This window comes from Skermanella rosea (assembly GCF_016806835.2).
GTDB lineage: Bacteria > Pseudomonadota > Alphaproteobacteria > Azospirillales > Azospirillaceae > Skermanella > Skermanella rosea.
Genome location: NZ_CP086111.1, coordinates 3,514,522 through 3,536,791 on the forward strand (window position 1 = coordinate 3,514,522; position 22,270 = coordinate 3,536,791).

General features: G+C 66.5%; 19 protein-coding genes and 1 pseudogene. 7 read left to right on the plus strand and 13 right to left on the minus strand.

The features are described 5' to 3' along the window. Positions 1-111: 111 nt before the first annotated feature. The 3 genes and pseudogenes from fabI to JL101_RS16335 all read left to right on the plus strand — a co-directional run. A complete protein-coding gene (fabI, locus tag JL101_RS16325; protein WP_203097377.1) occupies positions 112-972 on the plus strand; it encodes an enoyl-ACP reductase FabI in 861 nt (286 codons plus the stop codon). 4 nt (positions 973-976) lie between these two features. Next, positions 977-2,053 (plus strand): chorismate synthase, encoded by a 1,077-nt coding sequence (gene aroC / locus JL101_RS16330; RefSeq protein WP_203097378.1) that lies wholly within the window; start codon positions 977-979, stop codon positions 2,051-2,053. 124 nt (positions 2,054-2,177) lie between these two features. Then, positions 2,178-3,662, plus strand: a pseudogene (locus tag JL101_RS16335) (hybrid sensor histidine kinase/response regulator); the annotation flags it as partial. Between the two features lie 99 nt (positions 3,663-3,761). Here the strand turns inward: JL101_RS16335 and JL101_RS16340 are convergent. Then, the gene (locus JL101_RS16340) at positions 3,762-4,400 is read right to left on the minus strand and encodes an exopolysaccharide biosynthesis protein (protein WP_228434866.1); all 639 of its coding nucleotides are present in this window, start codon (positions 4,398-4,400) and stop codon (positions 3,762-3,764) included. A 177-nt stretch (positions 4,401-4,577) separates the two neighbouring features. Between JL101_RS16340 and JL101_RS16345 the strand changes: the two genes are divergently transcribed. Both JL101_RS16345 and sppA read left to right on the plus strand, forming a co-directional pair. Beyond that, positions 4,578-5,150 carry a peroxidase-related enzyme gene (locus tag JL101_RS16345; protein ID WP_203097380.1) on the plus strand — a complete coding sequence of 191 codons (573 nt, stop codon included), beginning with the start codon at positions 4,578-4,580 and terminating at the stop codon, positions 5,148-5,150. 48 nt (positions 5,151-5,198) lie between these two features. Continuing rightward, on the plus strand, positions 5,199-6,959 hold the full coding sequence (gene sppA / locus JL101_RS16350; protein WP_228434868.1) for a signal peptide peptidase SppA: 1,761 nt from the start codon (positions 5,199-5,201) through the stop codon (positions 6,957-6,959). Here the strand turns inward: sppA and JL101_RS16355 are convergent. From JL101_RS16355 to JL101_RS16390, 8 genes are all read right to left on the minus strand, one after another. Further along, positions 6,956-8,626: a hypothetical protein gene (locus tag JL101_RS16355; RefSeq protein WP_203097381.1), complete on the minus strand. Its 1,671-nt coding sequence runs from the start codon at positions 8,624-8,626 to the stop codon at positions 6,956-6,958. The genes sppA and JL101_RS16355 overlap by 4 nt on opposite strands. Positions 8,627-8,737: 111 nt before the next feature. Continuing rightward, positions 8,738-9,478, minus strand: coding sequence for a TlyA family RNA methyltransferase (locus JL101_RS16360; protein ID WP_203097382.1), 741 nt, complete (start codon positions 9,476-9,478; stop codon positions 8,738-8,740). A gap of 76 nt (positions 9,479-9,554) precedes the next feature. Further along, positions 9,555-11,654 carry a hypothetical protein gene (locus tag JL101_RS16365; protein WP_203097383.1) on the minus strand — a complete coding sequence of 700 codons (2,100 nt, stop codon included), beginning with the start codon at positions 11,652-11,654 and terminating at the stop codon, positions 9,555-9,557. Between the two features lie 499 nt (positions 11,655-12,153). Next, positions 12,154-14,097 (minus strand): 1-deoxy-D-xylulose-5-phosphate synthase, encoded by a 1,944-nt coding sequence (gene dxs, locus JL101_RS16370; RefSeq protein ID WP_203097384.1) that lies wholly within the window; start codon positions 14,095-14,097, stop codon positions 12,154-12,156. A 28-nt stretch (positions 14,098-14,125) separates the two neighbouring features. Continuing rightward, complete coding sequence (locus tag JL101_RS16375; protein ID WP_203097540.1) at positions 14,126-14,992, minus strand: polyprenyl synthetase family protein; 867 nt, start codon at positions 14,990-14,992, stop codon at positions 14,126-14,128. A 23-nt stretch (positions 14,993-15,015) separates the two neighbouring features. Continuing rightward, on the minus strand, positions 15,016-15,267 hold the full coding sequence (locus JL101_RS16380; RefSeq protein ID WP_203097541.1) for an exodeoxyribonuclease VII small subunit: 252 nt from the start codon (positions 15,265-15,267) through the stop codon (positions 15,016-15,018). A gap of 121 nt (positions 15,268-15,388) precedes the next feature. Continuing rightward, complete coding sequence (locus JL101_RS16385; RefSeq protein ID WP_203097385.1) at positions 15,389-16,318, minus strand: histone deacetylase family protein; 930 nt, start codon at positions 16,316-16,318, stop codon at positions 15,389-15,391. A 232-nt stretch (positions 16,319-16,550) separates the two neighbouring features. Then, positions 16,551-16,778 carry a sulfurtransferase TusA family protein gene (locus JL101_RS16390; RefSeq protein ID WP_203097386.1) on the minus strand — a complete coding sequence of 76 codons (228 nt, stop codon included), beginning with the start codon at positions 16,776-16,778 and terminating at the stop codon, positions 16,551-16,553. 245 nt (positions 16,779-17,023) lie between these two features. On the opposite strand from JL101_RS16390, the gene JL101_RS16395 reads away from it, so the two are divergent. Beyond that, the gene (locus JL101_RS16395) at positions 17,024-17,371 is read left to right on the plus strand and encodes an ArsR/SmtB family transcription factor (protein WP_203097387.1); all 348 of its coding nucleotides are present in this window, start codon (positions 17,024-17,026) and stop codon (positions 17,369-17,371) included. A gap of 1 nt (position 17,372) precedes the next feature. Here JL101_RS16395 and JL101_RS16400 read toward each other — a convergent pair whose 3' ends face one another. Further along, the gene (locus JL101_RS16400) at positions 17,373-17,789 is read right to left on the minus strand and encodes a DUF423 domain-containing protein (RefSeq protein ID WP_203097388.1); all 417 of its coding nucleotides are present in this window, start codon (positions 17,787-17,789) and stop codon (positions 17,373-17,375) included. Between the two features lie 299 nt (positions 17,790-18,088). Here JL101_RS16400 and JL101_RS16405 point away from each other — a divergent pair, with 299 nt between their 5' ends. Further along, positions 18,089-19,693 carry a hybrid sensor histidine kinase/response regulator gene (locus JL101_RS16405; RefSeq protein ID WP_203097389.1) on the plus strand — a complete coding sequence of 535 codons (1,605 nt, stop codon included), beginning with the start codon at positions 18,089-18,091 and terminating at the stop codon, positions 19,691-19,693. Positions 19,694-19,710: 17 nt separating this feature from the next. On the opposite strand, the gene JL101_RS16410 is transcribed toward JL101_RS16405, so the two are convergent. From JL101_RS16410 to wrbA, 3 genes are all read right to left on the minus strand, one after another. Then, entirely contained in the window at positions 19,711-20,454 is a 744-nt protein-coding gene (locus tag JL101_RS16410) for a protein phosphatase CheZ (RefSeq protein ID WP_203097390.1), read from the minus strand. A gap of 138 nt (positions 20,455-20,592) precedes the next feature. Beyond that, positions 20,593-21,540: a glutathione S-transferase family protein gene (locus tag JL101_RS16415; RefSeq protein WP_203097391.1), complete on the minus strand. Its 948-nt coding sequence runs from the start codon at positions 21,538-21,540 to the stop codon at positions 20,593-20,595. A 99-nt stretch (positions 21,541-21,639) separates the two neighbouring features. Then, on the minus strand, positions 21,640-22,242 hold the full coding sequence (gene wrbA, locus JL101_RS16420; RefSeq protein ID WP_203097392.1) for an NAD(P)H:quinone oxidoreductase: 603 nt from the start codon (positions 22,240-22,242) through the stop codon (positions 21,640-21,642). Positions 22,243-22,270: the final 28 nt, after the last annotated feature.

Sequence of the window (22,270 nt, forward strand, 5' to 3'; positions counted from 1 at the left end):
ACCGCTTTTCCCGTCCGGTCCGCCACGCCCCATCCCACCTTTGACCGGCATTTTCTTTGGTGTACGATGCCGGCCGCTTTCAAGCGCCGACAGCAAAAACACGAGGCCTCGATGTCTACTTCCTCCCAACTCATGGCCGGCAAGCGTGGCCTGGTCATGGGCGTGGCCAACGAACGGTCGATCGCCTGGGGTATCGCCAGCGCGCTCGCCGCGCACGGCGCCGAACTCGCGTTCACCTATCAGGGCGACGCCCTGGGCAAGCGCGTCAAGCCGCTGGCCGAGTCGGTCAGGTCCCCGATCGTCGTGCCGTGCGACGTGACCGACGAAGCGAGCCTCGACGCCACCTTCAAGGCCATTCAGGACCAGTGGGGCAAGCTCGACTTTCTGGTGCATGCGATCGCCTTCTCGGATAAGAACGAATTGGACGGCAAGTATCTCAACACCTCGCGCTCCAACTTCGCGCGTACGATGGATATTTCCTGTTATTCGTTCACCGCGTGCTGCCAGCGCGCCGTTCCCCTGATGACCGACGGCGGAAGCCTGCTGACCCTGTCCTATTACGGGGCCGAACGGGTCATGCCGCACTACAACGTCATGGGCGTGGCCAAGGCGGCCCTGGAAGCGAGCGTACGGTATCTCGCCGTCGATCTAGGCGGCCACAACATTCGTGTCAACGCGATCTCCGCCGGACCGATCAAGACCCTGGCCGCGAGCGGCATCGGCGACTTCCGTTATATCCTGAAGTGGAACGAGCTGAACGCCCCGCTGAAGCGCAACGTCACCATCTCGGAAGTGGGCGGCTCGGCGCTCTACCTGCTGAGCGACCTGGGCTCGGGCGTCACCGGCGAGGTCCACCACGTGGATGCGGGCTACCACACCGTCGGCATGGTGGCCGTGGATTCGGCGGCGGAGACGGCCCAGCTCCTGCAGGGGCTGACCGGACAGGGATCCTCCAGCGCGGCCAAGGGCTGAGACAATGGCGGGTAACAGCTTCGGCACGGCCTTCCGGTTCACCACCTGGGGCGAGAGCCACGGGATCGCCATCGGTGCCGTCGTGGACGGGGTGCCGCCGAGGCTGCCGCTCAGCGAGGCGGACATCCAGCACTTCCTGGACCGGCGCAAGCCGGGACAAAGCCGGTTCACCACCCAGCGGCGCGAACCGGACACGGTACGTATCCTGTCCGGCCTGTTCGAGGGGCTGACCACCGGCACGCCCGTCTCGCTGATGATCGAGAACCAGGACCAGCGGTCCAAGGACTATGGCGACATCGCCCGCAAGTTCCGGCCCGGGCATGCCGACTATACGTACCAGGAAAAGTACGGCATCCGCGACTATCGCGGCGGCGGCCGGTCGTCCGCGCGGGAGACGGCCTGCCGGGTCGCCGCCGGGGCGATCGCGCGCAAGGCCCTGGGCGACGGCGTCACGATCCGGGGCGCGCTGGTCCAGGTCGGGCCGCACCGGATCGACCGCGAACGCTGGGATTGGGGTCAGGTGGACGCCAACCCGTTCTTCTGCCCCGACGCCGAAGCGGCGGCCCGCTGGGAGACCTACCTGGACGAGGTCCGGAAGAGCGGCTCCAGCACCGGCGCGGTCATCGAGGTGGTGGCGTCCGGAGTGCCGGCCGGCTGGGGCGATCCGCTGTACGACAAGCTGGACAGCGATCTCGCCCGCGCCATGATGACCATCAACGCGGTCAAGGGGGTGGAGATCGGCGACGGCTTCGGCGCCGCCGAACTGTCCGGCGAGGCCAATGCGGACGAGATGCGCCGCAACCCGGACGGCTCGGTGCAGTTCCTGTCCAACCATGCCGGTGGCATCCTGGGCGGGATCTCCACCGGGCAGGACATCGTGGTCAGGTTCGCCGTCAAGCCGACCAGCTCGATCCTGACGCCGCGCCTGACCGTTGACCTCGACGGGAACGAGACCGAGATCCTGACCAAGGGCAGGCACGATCCCTGCGTCGGCATCCGGGCGGTGCCGGTCGGCGAGGCGATGATGGCCTGCGTCCTGGCCGACCACATGATGCGCCACCGCGCCCAATGCGGGGGGTGAATGGCACAACCGGAAGCGCCGCCGGGTTCGCGGCATTCTTTTCAAATCTCCGTTGAACCGATTCCATCCTCCGCTTGTTTCACTTCGATAGCGAAGAGAACGGTTCAGGGTGGTAATGCGCAACATGCCTGCCGAAACGGACAATGAGACCGGGACGGGCGATCGCGCGAAGGAAGTGGAGGATGTAAATCTGAGCCATTTCCTTCAGGCCTTCTTCGACCAGGTTCCGGCCATCCTCTACATCAAGGATGAAGCGGGACGCTACGTGAAGATCAATCCGCACTGCGAGCGGATCTTCCACGTCAGCGACGCGGAGGCCCGGGGACAGACGGACGACAAGTTCTTCCCGCCGGAAATGTGCGCGCAGTTCCAGGCTAACGACCGTATCATCCTTGAAACCGGCGAGCCGCAGACCTTCGAGGAGACGGCGGTCATCGGCGACGAGGTCCACACATACCTCGCCCGCAAGTTCCGCGTGAGCGATGAGCGGAACGGCAGGCATTATGTCTGCGGCATATCCACCGACGTCACGTCGCTGAAGAATTCGGAGAACAAGCTCGCCGCCGCCACGGCCGAGGCGGAGCGCGCCAGCCGGGCGAAGTCGCAGTTCCTGGCCGCGATCAGCCACGACATGCGCCAGCCGATCCAGGCGGCATCGCTGTTCCTGGGCGTGCTGGACGGCAGGATCGCGGACCCGAAGGCGCGCGAGGTGCTGGAGCGGGTGCGGTCCTCGATCGACGCCGTCCACGGCATGCTGGGAGACCTGCTCGACCTGTCACGCCTGGACGCGGAGCTGATCGAGCCGACCCCCCGGCCCGTCCCGGTCGGCGAGATCCTGTCGCGTCTGCACGCCGAGTTCGCCCCCCAGGCCGAACTGAAGGGCATCACCCTGCGGACAGTGCCGTGCGCGACCAACGTCGCCACCGACCCGGACCTCCTGATCCGCATCCTGCGCAACCTGCTGGCCAACGCCGTTACGCATACTGCATCGGGCCGAATCCTGCTCGGCTGCCGACGCCGCGGCGCCTTGTTGCGGGTGGAGGTCGCGGATACCGGAGCCGGCATCCCGGAGGAGCAGCAGCACAGGATCTTCGAGGAGTTCTACCAGATCGGCAACCCGGAGCGGGACCGCAGCCGCGGGTTCGGGCTCGGCCTCGCGATCGTCAGCCGGATCGCCAGGATGCTGGGCCACCCCGTGGCCCTCCGCTCCACCGTCGGAAAAGGATCGGTCTTCTCGGTCACGATTCCGGTCGCGGCGTCCGTGCCCGAGCCGGGTCCGCAACTCCAGTCCCGCGACGACGCGGACGCCGGCACCCTGGCCTGCCGTCCCGTGCTCCTGATCGAGGACGATCCCGCCGTCATGGGAGCCTTGGAAATGCTGCTCGAGGAATGGGGGCTGCCGGTCGTCACGGCCCAGACCATCGAGGAACTGGCCGACAGCCTCGGCCGGCTGGAGACGGTGCCGGCATTGATCATCGCCGACTACCGCCTGCCGGGCTGCAGCACGGGTGCGGACGCCGTGGCGCTGGCACGGTCCCGCGTGTCGCCGGACCTGCCGGCCATCATCATGACCGGCGACACCGCGCCGGAGCGGCTGCGAGAGGCACGCGCCAACGGCAGCCATCTGCTGCACAAGCCCGTCCAGGCCGACCAACTCCGCCACGTGGTCGGAGCGATCCTGGGACGGCAGGCCGCCCCGGAGGCCCGGCTAGAGGCCGAGGGCCGGGAACAGGGCTTCGCCCGCCTGGACGACGCCGGCGAGGATCGCGGCGGAAACGAACACCGTCGCGACGCTCAGGCCGAACCCGGCCATCAGCATCATGCCGTCGCGTTCCGCCAGTCCCAGTGAGATCACGCACAACGCGATCGCCGGGAACCAGCCCAGCAGCGGAATAGGCGTCATCAGCACGACGCACAGGGCGACGCACAGGGCGCCGATCAGGCGCTCCCCGAGGGGCGAGGTCAGCCACAGCATGCGTGGCCTGAGCACACCTTCGAGCCGGCGCATCCGCGGGATGAGCCTGTCGAGCATGCGCGCCGCCTGATCCCGCTTGATGCTGCCCCTGAGCAGCCCGCGCGGCAGCCAGACCGACTGTCGCCCGATCATCAGCTGGACGGAAAGCAGGACCAGCGGAAGGTCGAACACGATCGCCATTCCGATCGGGAGCGGCAGCAGCGTCGGCAAGGCCATCGCGAGCATGAATCCGCCGAACGCACGATGACGCAGGGCGTCCACGAGGTCGGCGAGGCTGACGCGATCGGCCGGAAGGTTCTCCCGGAATTCGGTCAGGAGATCGGTGATGCGGCGTGTGTCGCAGGCCGTTTCGGCACCGATGACGGCAGTCATGGGAAAGGAACCATCAACAAAAGGGAGCCCGCGGGTTGGAGCGCGAACGACGTACGGGGCGGATGTCGTCCACCGCCGTACCGGGCTTGAATCCGTACCGCCTACATAGGACAGTGTACGGGCCGCACAATAGACGGGTCAAAACAGATCCGCCATTACCCAGGAGGAAACACAGAGATGCCACAGCCGAATCACGCGATGGCGCTGCCCGTACCCGACGCGGACACCCTGGACGACGATCTTCAGGCCTATTTCGCCAAATGCCGGGACAAGCTCGGCCTGGTGCCCAACGTGCTGCGATCCTACAGCGCACGGCCGGAGAAGCTGCGTACATTCATCAAGCTGTACAACGAGCTGATGCTGGGCGACAGCGGCCTGGACAAGCTGGAGCGCGAGATGATCGCGGTCGTGGTATCCTCCGCCAACCGCTGCTACTACTGCCTCGTCGCCCACGGGCAGGCGGTCCGCAGGCTGTCGGGCGATCCGCAGCTGGGCGAGATGCTGGTGATGAACTATCGCGTGGCGCCTCTGTTGCCGCGCCACCGCGCCATGCTGGACTTCGCCTGGAAGCTGACCGTGACGCCGCACCTGATGGGCGAGGAGGATCGGCAGGCGCTTCGCGACGCCGGCTTCACGGAGGCCGACATCTTCGACATCGCCGACGTCGCCGGTTTCTACAACATGTCCAACCGGGTCGCTTCGGCGGTTGATATGATTCCCAACCCCGAGTACCACGGAATGGACCGGTAAGGCGCCCAGCGGTCGGGTTTGCAGCCGGCGCGGGCCAATTCGGGAGACATGATGTTCCGCTTCATCAAGGGCCTTTTCGCGCTGATCGGCCTGATCACCGTGCTGCTGGCGGCCGGCGGCGGCTATCTCGCCTACCGCGCCCTGGAGCGGGAGGAGCCCGTTCCCGAGACCATCGTGCTCGAACTGGACCTGGACCAGCCGCTGGCGGAGTACGTGCCCGACGACCCTTTGGCGGGCGCGCTGTTCGCACGTACGGAAAGCCTGCGCGACATGGTCGACGCGCTCGACCGTGCGCGGAGCGATCCGCGGGTGAAGGGCGTCGTGGCTCGGCTCGGCGGCGACCGGATCGGTACGGGCAAGATCCAGGAGCTCCGCGCCGCGATCCAGCGGTTCCGCGACAGCGGACGCTTCGCGTACGCGTTCGCCGAGACGTTCGGCGAACTGGGGCCGGGCGACCGCGCGTACTACCTGGCGAGCGGGTTCGACCGGATCTGGCTTCAGCCGGTCGGCATGGTCGGGCTGACAGGCATCGGCGCCACGGTCCCGTTCGCCCGCGAGGCGCTGGACGAGTTGCAGGTCCAGCCAGAGCTGCGGCACCGCGAAGAATACAAGAGTTTCATGAACACCTTCACGGAGCGGGGATTCACGGAACCGCACCGGGAGATGATGGAAGCCTTGGTCGGCGACCTTCATGAACAGCTCGTCTCCGGGATCGCCAAGGGACGGGGCATGGACCCTGCCGGCCTGCGCCAGCTGCTGGATCGGGGACCGTTCCTGGACCGCGAAGCCGTGGAGGCGAAGCTGGTGGACCAGCTGGGATACTTCGACGAGATCAGGGGGGCCGCGCTGGACCGCGCCGGGGCCGGCGCCGAACTGGTAGAGGGCGGCGACTATCTGGACGTCGCCGGTCGACCCCATGAATCCGGCCCGACGATCGCGCTGATTTACGGCACCGGCTCCATCCAGAGGGGCGAGAGTGGCGTCGATCCGCTGATGGGCGGAGCGTCGATGGGATCGGAGGACGTCGCCGCCGCGTTCAAGGAGGCGGCCGAAGACCCCAAGGTGCGCGCCATCCTGTTTCGTATCGACAGCGGCGGCGGTTCCGCCGTCGCCTCGGAGACGATCCGCCGGGCGCTGGTCAAGGCGCGGGAAGCCGGCAAGCCAGTGATCGTGTCGATGGGCGAAGCCGCCGCTTCGGGCGGCTACTGGATCGCCATGAACGCCGACAGGATCGTCGCCCAGCCCGGCACCCTGACCGGGTCGATCGGCGTCGTCGCCGGCAAGGTGGTGACGACGGGACTTTGGGACAGGCTGGGTGTCGACTGGGAGCAGGTGACCCGGGGCCAAAACGCCACCATGTGGTCGCCCTTGTCACCCTACAGCGACAGCGAGTCCCGGCGGCTGGATGCGATCCTGGACGACATCTACGGCGCTTTCGTGCGGAACGTCGCGGAGGCACGCAAGCTTCCGGCCGCTGCCGTGCGGGACATCGCCAAGGGTCGAGTCTGGACCGGCTCCCAGGCCAAGGCGCTGGGCTTGGTCGACGATCTGGGGGACATGGACGCGGCGCTGGGCTTCGCCCGGGAAGCCGCCGGCCTGGCCCGCGATGCCGGCGTGACGCTTCGGCTCTTCCCCGAGCCGGAATCGCCCTGGCGGCAGGCGCTCGACCTGGTGTCCGGACGGTCCGAAACGGCCGCCACCACGGCTGTGCTGACGCGGCTTCAGCCCCTGCTCCGGGAACTGGCCCCGCTGGTCCGCGACCCCGCCGCCGAGACCCTGTCCATGCCGCCGACAGGGCTGCTGCGTTAACGTCGCCCGAGGGGGGAGAGCCGGCACAGGAATGTCGGCTCCGGAGGGCGGACCGTCGATTCCACCTTGGCGCAGCTGTCGTCCTCGATCGCGAAGCCGAAGGAGCGGAACGCCTCCTCGACGCCCTGTCCGCGCCGGTCGCGACGGAACATCCCGAACACGGGTCCCTCATGTCCCGAGACGACCGCCGCAGCCTGCCGGGTGAAGGGATCGTCGGCCCTGTAGGCATAATCGAAGCCGTCCAGCCGGATGAACCGGTTGGAAGGGTCGAAGGCTGGAATGAAGTGGGCATCGGCGCTGCGCCCCGCCATCAGGATCACGGCGTCCCGCAGGCTGCGGTACTGCACGGGAACGGATGCCCCGACGAACGGATCGTCGTTCCAGTCCTTGCGGGCGAAGTCCGCCTTGCTGGTGGTCACCACCAGCGCAAGGCAGCAGGCCACGGTGGCATACGCGCCGGCCCGGGCGCCGAGCAGCGCCACGAGCATGACGCAGAGCAGCAGCGGAACCAGCATTTCCAGCGGTACCGCGTAGCGGTAGATCGAGAACAGGACCAGCCACCCGGCATAGCCGACCAGCGCCGTCCACAGCAGCATCCGGGCATTGGAGCCGGTGAAGACACCGCCGTTCAGCCGCCAGCGGACCATGCGGGTTGTCAGGGCGGCGACGAGCAGGGCGACCGCCACGGCAAAGGCGGCCAGCAGGCGGAAGTCCCGCCAGGGCGCCTCGGAAATACGGTCGGCATCGAAGCTGAAGATGACGGGATAGACCAGATATTCCAGCACGTCCGCCGGGAGGTAGCGCAGGTCCCGGCCGTCCCCGGCACCGGCGAAGGGCGATCCGAACAGACGGTTGAAGAACGGGAAGAAGGGATTGCCGAACTCGGCCTGCATCCGCACCATCCAGAAGCCGGCCGACAGCAGCAGCCCCACGACCGCCGCCGTCCCGGCCGCGGCGCAGGCCAGGATACGGTCTCCCGCCCGGCCCATGGCCGCCAGGGGCGCCGCGACGATCGCCAGCACGAACGGCGCCAGGGTCAGCTTCAACCCCAACCCGATCCCGACCACCAGCCCGGCACAGGCCGGACGCAGCAACTTCGGCAAGCGCGCGGCGCGGCTGCCGGGCTTGGCCAGCAGGATCACGAGCGCGCCCAGGAAGAACAGGCTGGCGATCAGGTCATGATGCCAAGAACCGAGGGTGCCCATGGCGGCGGCCGTCCCGAAGCCCGTGACCGCCAGGAAGCCCGGAAGGAGGTTGGGCATCGCGGAAGATCCCCTGACCCTCGGTCCGAGAACCAGGCGGGCGCAGTGGAACAGCAGGATCACGTTGATGCCATGGACGGCACCGAGGATGAATCCCACGGCGCGCGCCGGCAGGGTTTCCACGCCGACATAGAAGGCGATGTCCAGGACGGGGTTGAGGAAGGTATGGAATACCGCAGGCAGGATGTCGTAGCCCAGCCGGTCGTTCAGAAAGGCATAGCCGTTGTAATAATGATAGTGGAGCAGGTCCCAGGCCATGCTCTTGCCCATGTACAGGGACAGGAGCCCGGAGGCCAGCGGCGCCAGCCAGACAAGAACCGGGATCGAGGCATTGGCGTACCGGAAAACTTCCAGGCCATCTTTCTTGCCGGGGCTTGTTCCGTTTGTGGTTGTTTGTGCCGTCATGGAATGTCCCGGTCTGCTGGCGCTGGGTCTGTGGCGCGTCATTTACCGGCAAGGAGTCGTTGGCCGGCCGTGTTCATTCTGTGACGCGCGCCTCTCGGGAGGGGTGGCCCGTCAGCCCTCCCGGACACCCCCGATCAGGAACTCCCGGTTCCCTTCCGGTCCCTGGATCGGGCTTTCGGTGATGCCCAGGACGCGCCACCCGGGTAGCCCGGACAGCCAGGTGGAGACGGTGTCGCATACTTCCCGGTGCAGTTCGGGGTCTCGAACCACACCGCCCTTGCCGACCCGGCCCTTGCCCACCTCGAACTGGGGCTTGATCAGCGCCACCAGCCAGCCGCCCGGCCGTGTCAGGCTCAGCGGCGCCGGCAGTATGGTCATCAGGCTGATGAAGCTGGCGTCACAGACCACCAGATCGACCGCCTCGGGGATCTCCGCCGCGGAGAGGTTGCGTGCATTCGTCCGCTCCAGCACCGCCACGCGCGGATCCTGCCGCAGCTTCCAGGCAAGCTGTCCATGCCCGACATCGACCGCGTAGACCCTGGCGGCTCCGCGGGACAGCAGGACGTCGGTGAAGCCGCCGGTCGAGGCGCCGACATCCAGGCAGGTCAAGCCCTCGGCGTCGATGCCGAAATGGTCCAGCCCTTCGACCAGCTTCAGCCCGCCGCGCGACACCCAGGGATGGTCCTGCCCCTTCACCGAGAGCGGAGCATCGGCCGCCAGCATCTGGCCAGCCTTGTCGATGCGCAGCGTGTCGGAATAGACGAGGCCGGCCATGATCAGCGCCTGCGCCTTTGACCGGCTTTCGACGAGGCCGCGCTCGACCAGCAGATTGTCCACGCGCGATCGCGTCATGCCCGGGTCTTCCTTTCCAAACAAATCTGACATCGCCAAGCTCCCCGCATCGGTCGAGCAAGCCCGTGGATCGCCATCAGGGAAGTTTGTCGCGAGACAGCGGGTCCAAACGATATTCCATCAAACCCAGGCCCAGCACTCGACTGTCGAGGCTCGTTCCGAGCAAGCTCGGGCTTACGGGGTCCTCGGCGACAAACTCCACCTTGATCGCCTGGCCCTTGGGCCGTTGCAGAACGGCAGAAAACTCGGCCGGCGTCGGCAACACGTTCCAGGTCGCCACCAACTCGCCGTCGGCGAACACCTTCACGCGCTGGGACGGCGCCGGAGCATGAGGAAAGGCCTGTGCCACGACTGTCAACCGGAAGGCATCGTTACCAGGTGCAGGCGGCATGATCCAAAGCGTCGCATGCGCGCGCCCCCAAGTTCCCCAGCTCTCGTTGGGCCACCAATCCGAGCCGAGAGCCAGCGAACCCTGCTTTCCGGTTCCCACCTCCATGGGCTGGGCGAGCGGCATTGAAGGCATGGGAGCAGATGAGTTGATCTCCTGATCCCACCGAAGAGCGGCAATGTCCAGGCCGCAAAGTCCTTCGATGTCGTACTTGTCCGCATAATCCTTGACGCGCAGCGCATAGTCGAACCGCGTAGGATCATTGAAGTTCCAGTCTGGCGGGTTGAATGTAGAGACCCCGTTTATGGTTTCGAGATCAATCACTTCTCCAATGAGCATCGCATCGACGTTATGGCTGTACTGCTTCAGCAGATCCGGCTGGTCCGGCGATTTGCCTTCACGGGAAACCATGGCTGCGAAGGCCAGGCATTCCGCGGGGGGCGGAGGAAGGGCGGCGAGCCGGCGCTTTTCCTCCATACGATCGAGCAACGCGACACTCCCGGTGTTCAATTGCTCGATCACCAGCAGCATTCCAAGTCCCACCGGCAAGAGAACGTGGCCCCGCATCCTGAACATCCCGGCCAGCCCGATTATCGCTATGACGGCCACCGGCCCTGCCAGGAAGATGTAGGATCTGACAACGGCACGGGTCGCCTTGGCACCTGGAACCGTCTGATAGATCCAGATCCAGAGCGAACTGCCGCCGATATTGACCGTCAAGGCCCAGAACAGGACGACAGCGATGATTGGCGCCCGCAGGACCGGTACGTGCTTCCAGCACCATATCGCGCTGCTGACAAAGCATATCAGCAGCACCGGGGGAATCCCGACGACGTGCTCCCCCCTCAAGGGGAAAATGTCGGGATAGTCCGCATTCACCTTCTGGAAAATACCACCGTAGAGCAGATTGTCAGGTCCGACATTGAATAGCGTGAATGGCGCCCCGAGGTATGGCGACACCTGGGAGTAGTCGTGCATCCCCGTCTCTGCCGCACGAGGAAGATAGAGCTCAAGGAAGGGGATCAGGCTGATCGCCGTGACCCCGAGCAACAGCACCAGGACCAATGCATGACGCCGAGCCAGAAGCAGCCCTCGGTAGCCTATCGACCTGCCGACCTGTCCGGTAAAAGGCAAAGCTATGAGACAGAGAAGGGTGTAGAACGCCAGGAACCATGCCGTGTAAAAGGCGGTAAGCAACCACGCCGCGTATAGCACGACTGCTGCGGTTCCCCACCCCAGTGCCGCCGCCCGGCTGTCCATGGCCAGACCGGACACCATCCGCGCAGCAAGCCACACGAACAACGGCACCAACGATACGGTCAATATCTGTGCATGGCCGGATTGCAGGAACGTGCCCGAACTGACGGTAAAAAGAACAGCCGTCAGCAGCGCCCAGCCAAACTCCAAACGCAGGACCTGGCGCGACAGAACGAACGTCGCGGAGAACCCAATTATGCGAAAGACAAAATTCACCAGCTCAGCGGAGAGGAAGGGGTCCGCCCCGGCAGCTCTGAACAAGGCATGCCAAAGCCCGAACAGGAAATAGCCATCATTGTAGGCAAGTGTACTATCGTAAGGAAAGAAGTAGTTCGTCGTGTCCCAGTCCGATAGGCCTCTGTAAACGTTATTCCAATGTTCAAGAATGCTGATTTGGATTATTCCATCAAGCCGGTCACCAGTCGTTACGGCAAATCCCGTCGCGATCTGATCCTGAAAAACAAGCATCAAGGATAAGACGAGCGCAATCGCCCACAGGACTCTACGTACAGCGACATTCTCAGTATTCATACTAAATCTTTTCCGGGCAATAATACCGGGACCCTAACCGGTGTGATTAATACCATTAGATACGGTGATGAGAAGGCGATCGCGGGTCTCGATTCCTGCCGAATTCATCCCGTGTGATACGGAATGTTTCTTACGCAATGCAACATCCCAAAAGTAGAGCGAACTTGAATGCCACATGACTTTCCGGCCTGCGCAGTTCTACTGCATCCGACCGGACAGGTGACGTGGTGAAAGGGGCCGGCGCGACTTTGCCGGCGCCGCGCCGCAGGAAACGGGTTGATCAAATCCAGGATCTCCTGAAGTCATGGCGGTCCCGCGCATCACCCGCGAAACTCGGGAGTTGCCGACTTCAGCCTTCTTCAGCCGCGTGGGGCGCGTTCAAGGCGAAGCCCGCTCGCGCGCTGATCGGGCGATCGGCACCTGCGGCCATCGTCGCCCGACGCGGCAAGGCACGCCGCCTCCCTGTACTTCCCGTACCGGCCCAGCGCCATGCCTCAGGCTACGCCCGTGCGGCGCCTTGTCCGGCCAGTCCCTGAGCGGCCCCGTCGACGCCCATCGCCTTCAGGGCGGTCGCTACGATGTGCCGTGCCGCCAAGCCGGCCTCCTCGTACTGCTTCACGGGCGTGTCATGGTCCAGGAAATGGTCGGGCAACACCATGCACCGGATCTTCATTCCATGGTCCAGCAGCCCGGCACCGGCCAGGAAGTGCAGGACGAAGCTGCCGAAGCCGCCGACGGAACCCTCCTCAATGGTGATCACGACCTCGTGCGAGGCGGCGACACGGCGGATCAGGTCTTCGTCCAGCGGCTTGGCAAACCGTGCATCCACGACGGTCGTGGACAGGCCGCGCGCCGCTAGGTCCTGGGCGGCGGACATGCACTCCTGCAGGCGGGCGCCGAAGCTCAGAAGCGCCACCTTGCTGCCTTCCTGGACCACGCGGCCCTTGCCGATCTCCAGCACCCTGCCCCGCTCGGGCATGTCGCGGCCGACGCCTTCGCCGCGGGGGTAGCGGAACGCGCTGGGCCGGTCGTCGATCGCCGCGGCGGTCGCCACCATGTCCATCAGTTCGACCTCGTCCGAGGCGGCCATCAGGACCATGTTCGGCAGGCAGCCCAGATAGGCGATGTCGAACGCGCCGGCATGGGTGGCGCCGTCGGCCCCGACCAGCCCGGCCCGGTCGATCGCGAAGCGGACCGGCAGGGATTGCAGCGCCACGTCGTGGACGACTTGGTCGTAACCACGCTGAAGAAAGGTCGAATAGATCGCCGCGAAGGGCTTGTACCCCTCCGTCGCCAGCCCGGCGCAGAAGGTGACCGCATGCTGCTCGGCGATGCCGACGTCGAACAGGCGGTCGGGAAAGCGCTTGTCGAACAGGTCGAGGCCGGTGCCGGACGGCATCGCGGCGGTCACCGCGACGATCTTGTCGTCAGCCTCCGCCTCCTTGATCAGCGCCTGGGCGAAGACACGGGTATATGTCGGCGCGTTGGACTTCGCCTTGGCCTGGGCGCCGGTCACCACGTCGAACTTGGAGACGGCATGGAGCTTGTCGGCCGAAGCCTCCGCCGGTGCGAAGCCCTTGCCCTTCTGGGTCACCACATGGACCAGGACCGGCCCCGTGTCCTCGGTGTCGCGCAGGTTCTGCAGCACCGGAAGCAGGTGGTCGAGATTGTGGCCGTCGATCGGCCCCACATAGTAGAAGCCCATCTCCTCGAACAGGGTGCCGCCGGTCACCATGCCGCGGGCATATTCCTCCGCCCGGCGGGCGGCCTGCTTGAGCGGCCGGGGGAAGTGCTCGGCGATATCCTTGGCGAGATGGCGGAGGCTCAGGTACGGTTTCGACGAGATCAGCCGCGACAGATAGGCGCTCATGGCGCCGACCGGCGGGGCGATCGACATATCGTTGTCGTTGAGGATGACGATCAGGCGGGACTTGTCGTCGCTGCCGGCATTGTTCATCGCCTCGTAGGCCATGCCGGCACTCATGGCGCCGTCGCCGATCACGCAGACCACATGGTTGCGCTTGCCGGACAGCCGGTTCGCGACGGCCATGCCGTACCCGGCCGAGATCGAGGTCGAGCTGTGCGCCGTGCCGAACGGGTCGTACTCGCTTTCCGACCGCTTGGTGAAACCGGACAGCCCTCCCCCCTGGCGCAGCGTGCGGATACGGTCGCGCCGCCCGGTCAGGATCTTGTGCGGATAGGCCTGGTGGCCGACATCCCAGATCAGCCGGTCGTCCGGCGTGTCGAAGACATGGTGGAGCGCCACCGTCAGCTCGACTACGCCCAGGCCGGCGCCGAGATGGCCGCCGGTCACCGAAACCGCGTCGATCGTCTCCGTCCGAAGCTCGTCCGCCAGTTGCCGGAGCTGATCGGGCTTGAGCTTCCGGATCTGGGCCGGAACGGTACAGCGATCGAGCAACGGGGTATTGCTGGGTGCGGTCAATACAACCTCCTCTGGTCAGGCGCGCCGCTCAATGACGCCGCTCAACGACATAGGTTGCGACGGATTTCAGGATATCCGCCCTGCCGTCGAAAATCTCGAGATGACGGGCGGCTTGGTCGGCCAGCAGGCGCGCCTGGTCGCGCGCCCGCTCGACTCCCAGGATCGAGACAAAGGTCGCCTTCCCGGCGGCCGCGTCCTGGCGCGCCGGCTTGCCCGTAACGGACGGGTCGCCGTCGATGTCGAGCAGGTCGTCGGCGATCTGGAAGGCAAGGCCCAGATCGTGGGCGTAATTGTGCAGGGCATGCATCTGGGGCGGCGACGCGCGCCCCAGGATGGCGCCGGCGCAGCACGAGAAGGCGATCATCTCGCCGGTCTTCAGCCGCTGCAGCCGGGTCGTGGCTCCCATGTCGAACTGCGTCGTCTCCGCGATCAGATCGAGCATCTGGCCGCCGACCATGCCATGCATGCCGGCCGCCTTGGCCAGCGCCGCGACCAGCGAGCACCGGACCTTGGGATCCTCGTGGGTCTCGGGATCGGCCAGCACCTCGAAGGCGAGGGTCAGCAAGGCGTCGCCGGCCAGGATGGCGGTAGCGTCGTCGAAGCGCTTGTGGACGGTGGGGCGGCCGCGCCGCAGGTCCGAATCGTCCATCGCCGGGAGGTCGTCGTGGACCAGCGAATAGCAGTGGACGAACTCCACGGCCGCCGCCACGCGCACCGCGCAGTCGCGGGCGACGCCGAACAGGCCGGCGCTGGTCATGACCAGGAAGGGACGCAGCCGCTTGCCGCCGCCCAGGCAGGCGTAGCGCATCGCCTCGAACAGCTTGGCCTCGGTGGTGTCGGACATCGGCAGGAGATGGTCGATTTCCTGTTCGACCAGTTCGGCCGCTTCGCCCATGGCGGAAGAGAGTTCGTTAGCCACTATTCGATCCGCGCGGGTTCGGCGCCGATCGAGCCGTCGGCGGCAACGGTGATCCGGTCGACCTTCGCCTGGGCTTCGCGAAGCTTGGCCTCGCAGTGGCGGCGCAGCGCCGTGCCGCGCTCGTAGGACGAGATCGCGTCGTCGAGCTTGGCGCGGCCCTCCTCGAGCTGGCGCACGATCCGCTCCAGCTCGCCGAGAGCGTCTTCGAAACTCAGCGCTGCGACATCGGGGGGTATTGCGGAGTCAGCCATCATCCTACCGTCACCAGGGTACCTTGGCGACTTTAGGGCGGTCGCCGGCCTGTCCGCAAGTCCGGGTTGGCTGTCGGACTGCGAAGGCGGACCGATCCCCCTGACGTGGAGGCCCGGCGGATCACGCCGCCATCAGTTCCTGTACGTGCGCAGCGCAACTTGAGGCAAGGGCGCGAATGTCGTACCCCCCTTCCAGGGTGGATACGATGCGTGCACCGCAGTATTCGCGCGCGAACTCGCCGAGCTTGCGGGTCACCCAGACATAGTCGTCGTCGACCAGGTGCAGGCTTGCGAGCGGGTCGCGGGTGTGCGCGTCGAAGCCGGCCGAGATCATGATCAGCTCCGGCTGGAAATGCTCCAGAGCCGGGAAGATCCGGGTCATCATGGCGTGGCGGAACTCCGGGCTGCCCGCCATTTCCGGCAGCGGCACGTTCACGATGTTGTCGGCCACGCCGCGCTCCTCCAGGAGCCCGGTGTTCGGGTACAGGTGGGCCTGGTGGGTCGAGGCGTAGAACAGGCCGGGATCGTTCTGGAAGATGTCCTGGGTGCCGTTGCCGTGATGGACGTCGAAGTCGATCACGGCGACCCTGCTGATGCCGTGGACCTTGCGGGCATGCTCTGCGCCGACCGCGACATTGTTGAACAGGCAGAAGCCCATCGCCCGGGCCGTCTCGGCATGGTGGCCGGGCGGCCGGGTCGCGCAGAACGCGTTGCGCGCCTCACCGCTCATGACGGCGTCGACGGCGGCGCACACGGCGCCGGCGGCCCGGAGCGCCGCCTCCCCGGAGCTGGGGCACAGCACGGTGTCGTTGTCCAGCTCGACATGGCCCTCGGTCGGGATCGCGGCCAGCACCCGTTCGATGTAGGAGATCGGATGGACCCGGGCGAGCTGCTCGATCTCGGCGCGCGGCGCGACGCGGCGGTCGAGGAAGTGGAAAGCCTCGCCCTCCAGCGCCGCCAGGACGGCCTTCAGGCGCTCGGGGCATTCCGGATGCCCGATGCCGGTGTCATGGTCGATGCAGGAGGGATGGCTGAAAAGGGAGGTATACATCGGTCTTCTTCTTTTTCTGAGCGTTTCCCCGCGTGACGGGCATGGTCCCAGATCACTCCCCGGTTTGCATCGGGAATCTTCCGAATCCAGCCTCACGGCATACCGCGCATCCTCCCTTGCCGGAGCGTCAGCCCCCGACAGCGAAGGCGCGGCTCTCCCGAGTATCCGCGAACGGCGGCCTTCCCGCCGCAACTATTCCCGGGAGGGGGGAGCGCCATCTTGCCGCGCCCGGTCAACCCGCCTTCCGTATCCTGAAGGTATAGACGGCGCCGTCATGGTCGACCGACAGGAGCTTGTGGCCGGTCGCATCGCAGAAAGCGGGGAAATCCTTCGTGGCGGCGGGATCGGTCGCCTCGATCACCAGGACGTCGTCGGGAGCCAGGTGCTTCATCGCCTTGCGGGCACGCAACACGGGCAGCGGGCACGTCAGGTCCTTGGCGTCGAGGGTGTGATTTGCCATGGCGGTATTCCTTGAATGCTGATGGCGAAAGCTGATACGAGCGGACCGGCTTACGCCCAGCACGCGCCTGCCGGCAAGCCCGGCCGCGCCGCATCCGGTCGCGTGACGGGCGGAGCGGCGAATTGGCTTTACGGAGCCGGCCGGATCGCCGATATGTAACCCAGGCTTTAGAATTATCAGTCTATCTCAGCCCTTTTCCATGCCGGTTCCGGGGCGGCCGGCGGCAGCGAGAGAACCGCGTCAGTATGACCATAGAGGATCTTCAGGAAAGCGCCCGCGAAGCGAGCAAGCTGCTGAAGGCGATGAGCAACGAACGCCGACTGCTGATCCTCTGCCACCTCGCCCTGGGGGAAAAGTCGGTCGGGGAGTTGGAGACGCTGGTCGACCTGAGCCAGTCCGCTCTCTCCCAACATCTGGCGCGGCTGCGCCGGGACAATCTGGTGCGCACCCGCCGGTCGGCGCAGACGATCTACTATTCCCTCCAGGGCGGCGAAGCGGCGGCCGTCATGAAGGTGCTCCACGACCTCTATTGTGCGCCGCAGCCGGACCGGATGGACGCACCGGCGACCGAGGATAGCGCCGCCGTCGTTTGAATCACCCACCCGCGCCCCGACCTGCCCCGGACGTCATCCAGCGCACCCCGACGACAGCCAGGGCCAGCCAGCCAGCCATGAAGGCCATCCCGCCGACCGGTGCCACGGCACCCAGCGGGCTGGGTCCTTGCACCGCCAGGAGGTAGAGCGCCCCGCAGAACAGCAAGGTGCCGAGCAGGAAGCACCAGCCCGCCACTCCGAGCAGCCAGCCTGCCCGGCCCGCCGCCCCGAAGCGGGCCAGCGTCGCGACCCCGCCCAGCGCCAGGGCATGCCACATCTGGTACTGCCCGGCGATCCGGAACAGTTCGACCGAACGGGCATCGGACAGCCCGTGCGACGCATAGGCTCCGGTCGCCACCGCGATGCCGCCGCTCAGCGCCGCCAGCACGAGCCAAAATCCGGTGATGCGTTGCGACATGAATCAGATCTCCCGCTTTGCGCTGCCGTCCGCTCCCCGTCCGCCCGGCCCGTCCGCGACCCGGGCGGACGGGTATGGCCCGACGTTTGCTATGACCATAAGGGTGAGCAGCGGCGACAGCTATATCCTTTGGTTTACGCAAGCTGCTTCGCATTTTGCAATTCGAAGTCGCCGAGCCGAAGACCATGCCCCATCTTTCGCGCATTACGCCAGTCCTCAAGCAAAACATCGGCGGCCGGTCCGGGAAGATCGAGGGCGGGCACCATCCCGCGGAGGCCGGGCCGCAAGGAACCGAGGGGATGCTGGGCGCTCTCATGGCGGCCACGTTCGACGGCATGGCGTTCCTCAAGGCGGTCCGCGACCCGAACGGCCGCATTTGCGATTTCCGCTGGCTCCTGATCAACGAGGAAGGCGCCCGGCTGATGGGCCGCCGCTCTGCGGACCTGATCGGCCGGCGGCTGACGGCGACATTGCCGGACCTGGTGCCGGGCGGCCTGCCCGACCGGTTGACCGCCGTCGCCGAATCAGGAGCGGGCGCACGTTTCGCGGGTCCCTCCTGCGGGACCGGGGCCGGCGTCGACCAGTTCGAGTATTCCGCCGTGTCGATCGACGGTGGCGTGGCCCTCAGCTTCCGGCCGGTTCGATCCTCCGGCGGGGTATCGGCAGCGGATGCCCGCCATGCCGAGCGCGCCAAGGCCACGTTCCTCTCGCTGATGAGCCACGAGATCCGGACGCCGCTGAACGGGGTGGTCTGCGCACTCGACCTGCTCGCGGAAGGCGTCGCGCCGGAAGACCGCGACGCCTTCATGGAGACCGCCCGCAACTCGGGCAGGGATCTGGCCCGGGTCATCGACGAGATCCTGGATTTCGCGAAGCTGGAGAGCGAGCCCGTCGAACTGCTGGACTGCCCGTTCCGCCTTTCCGACCTGGTGGCCACGGAGGTCGACGCGGTGATCCGGACGGCGGAGGCCAAGGGGCTGACCATCACCTGCCGGACCGACGCGGCACTGTCCCGGACCGTACGGGGCGACCGCCAGAAACTGGCCAGGATCCTGCGGAACCTGCTGTCGAACGCGATCAAGTTCACCGAGTCCGGGGGGCTGGCCGTGACGCTGGAGAGTGCCGCCGGGTCCGTCGACCCGATCGCCGGCGATACTGCGGGCGATCGGGGCGGCGACCTCGTGTCCTTCGTGCTTTCCGTGACCGACTCCGGCATCGGCATCGATCCCGGCTACCGGGCAAGCCTGTTCGAAGCCTTCTCCCAAGCCGACTGGTCGATGAACAGGCGCTACGGCGGTTGCGGCCTGGGACTCGCCGTCGCGAGCCGGCTCGCCTCGGCGATGGGGGGCCGGCTGACGGTGCTCAGCGAGCCGGGGACCGGCAGCAGCTTCCGCCTTCACCTGACGATGCGGGCCGCCGATGGCCCGGGAACGTCGCCGACCTCCATGTCGGGCACCGTTCGCCCCCTCCCGGCGGGGCGTCAGGCCGCCGCACCCGGTCCGGCATCCGGGGGCCACCGGCCGAGGGTCCTGCTGGCCGATGCCAGCGAGGCCAGCCGCATGGTGACCGGGCTGATGCTGATGCGCGCGGGTTTCCTGGTCCACACCGCGACCACCGGGAGGAGCGCGGTCGACGCGGCGAGCAGGACACCGTTCCAGGCCGTCCTGCTCGACATGGCGATGCCGGACATGGCAGGGCCGTCCATGGCCTCGTCCATCGGAGCACCCGGGGGAGTCAACGCGGGAACTCCGATCATCGGCATGACGGCGCATGCCGACGCAGCGGAAGCCGCCCGCTGGCGCGCCGCCGGCCTCGGCGGCCTGCTGGTGAAGCCGTTCCAGAAACGGGACCTGCTCGAAATGCTGGAGGTCTGCATCGGAGGCTCGGCCCTTGCGGCCGAATGAGGGCTGCGGCCCCCGGATCAGCCGAACAGGGCGTCGATTTCCGCCTGGCTGATCGCCTTACCCTGGAGCTGCGGTCCGTTCAGCAGCTTCGCCTCCTCCGCCACGGGGACCTCGACCGAGGTCGGCAGGTTCGCGAAGGCCTCGGCGCCCCAGGTCTGGATCATGTTCACGACCCGCTCCTCGATGAAGTCGAGCGTCCGCACGACCTTGCCGATCCGCTGGCCGGTAATGTCCTGAAAGTTGCATGCTTCGAAGATGCTCACGACGGCGTCCATGATGCCGTCGAGGTCGGCCCTGCCCTCGGGATCGTCGGTCTTGGCCTTGAGCTTGACCGCCGTCCGCTCGATCAGTTCGGCGGCGCTCAGCACGCCGTTGGTCGCATGCTCGGTGGCGCTGACGATGGCCGCCAGTTCCTCCCCGGCGACCACCAGCCTGTCCTGCTCCGCCTTGGGATGACGCAGGGCCGCGATCTCGATATGGGTCGCCTGGATGCGCTGCTGCAGGTCGGCGACGTCCGGACCGGGGGCGTGAGCCGGTCCGGGAGCGGGGGCCGGCTCCAGCACCGGCTGGAGTGCCGCCAGTTCGTCGAGCCGCCGCTCGATCCGGTCGATCGCCGCCATCAGCTCCGCGGGCGTGGCCGTCGGAACGGGAACGGGGCCCGCAGGCTCCGGCTTCGCGACGGTTTCCAGGTCGGTCGACGCCCCGTGCCGGAAAGGCAGACCTCGGCGTTGCAGTTCTGCGGTGAATGGCTTGGCCGACATGCCGTCGATCTCTGCGAAGCTGGTGCGGGACAACAGGGGCAGAGTATCGACGTATACACTTTATCGAAGGTTAACACGTCGCATGCGAATTGTCGCATTCCGGTTGAACCGCAGCGCTCCGGATCCTCTGGAACCGCCTCAGAACCGGCCGCGGTCGTGGGGAGCGCCATAGTCCAGCGCCGGCCCCTTCGGCACGATTCCGGTCGGATTGATGGTCTTGTGGCTGCCGTAGTAGTGCCGCTTGATGTGCTCGAAGCTGACCGTTTCCGCGACTCCGTCCACCTGATAGAGCTCGCGCAGGTAGTTGGACAGGTTCGGGTAGTCCTCGATCCGGCGCAGGTTGCACTTGAAATGGCCGACATAGACCGCGTCGAACCGGACCAGGGTGGTGAACAGCCGCCAGTCGGCCTCGGTCAGGCGGTCGCCCGCCAGATAGCGCTGGCGGTCCAGACGCTCCTCCAGCGCGTCAAGCGCCTCGAAGAGCTGGTCGAACGCCCGCTCATAGACCGCCTGGTCCGTCGCGAAGCCGGCCTTGTAGACGCCGTTGTTGACCCGATCGTAGACATAGGCGTTGATCTCGTCGATCTCGCCGCGCAGATCGGCCGGGTAATAGTCGGCCGAGGCGTCGCCGAAGGCGTTGAACTCGGTGTTGAGCATCCGGATGATCTCGGCCGATTCGTTGTTGACGATCGTCCGCTTCCGCTTGTCCCACAGCACGGGCACGGTCACCCTGCCGTTCATGTCGGGCTTCACCTCGGTATAGACCTCGTAGAGGAAGCGCTTGCCGTTCACCGGATCGGCGCCGGGAGCCAGTTCCCAGCCGTTCTCCAGCATCAGCGGCTCGACCACCGAGACCGAGATCGCGTCGTCCAGCTTCTTCAGCTTGCGGAAGATCAGGGTCCGGTGCGCCCACGGACAAGCCAGCGAGACATAGAGATGATAGCGCCCCGGTTCGGCCTTGAAGCCCGACGAGCCGTCGGCCGTGACCTGGTTCCGGAACGCGCTCTCCTGCCGCTTGAAGGCGCCCCCTGTCGATTTCGTGTCGTACCACTGGTCGTGCCAGCGTCCGTCGATCAGCAAACCCATGATGGTCTCCTCCAGCGTTGCGTTGCGATCCGGTGCCGTGCCCCCGGCGCGGCCGGGGGCACGGGTCTTCAACATCAGCCGTGCAGCTTTGCTGCGGTATCAACCGTGCAGCTTTGCTGCGATCTCCGCGACATGCCGGCCCTGGAAACGGCCCCCCTCCAGTTCCACCGTGCTGGGCTGGCGCGAGCCGTCGCCGCCGGCGATCGTCGTGGCACCGTACGGCGAGCCGCCGGCGATCTCCTCCAGGGTGGTCTGGCCGGAGAAGCTGTAGGGAAGACCCACGATCACCATGCCGTGGTGGAGCAGCGTGGTGTGGAAGGACAGGATGGTGCTTTCCTGGCCGCCGTGTTGGGTCGCGGTCGATGCGAAGACGCTGCCGACCTTGCCGATCAGCTTGCCCTGTGCCCACAGGCCGCCGGTCTGGTCGAGGAAATTGCGCATCTGCGACGCCATGTTGCCGAAGCGGGTCGGCGTCCCGAAGATGATGGCGTCGTAGTCGGCGAGTTCCGCCGGGGTCGCGACCGGGGCTGCCTGGTCGAGCTTGACGCCGGCTTTGGCCGCGACGTCCGGCGGCATCAGTTCGGGCACGCGCTTGACCGTCACCTCGGTGCCGGGAACCGAGCGGGCCCCTTCGGCGACCGCTCCGGCCATGGTTTCGATGTGACCATAGGTGCTGTAGTAGAGGACCAGGACCTTCGCCATGTCTCGTCTCCCGTTCGGATGGATCCGT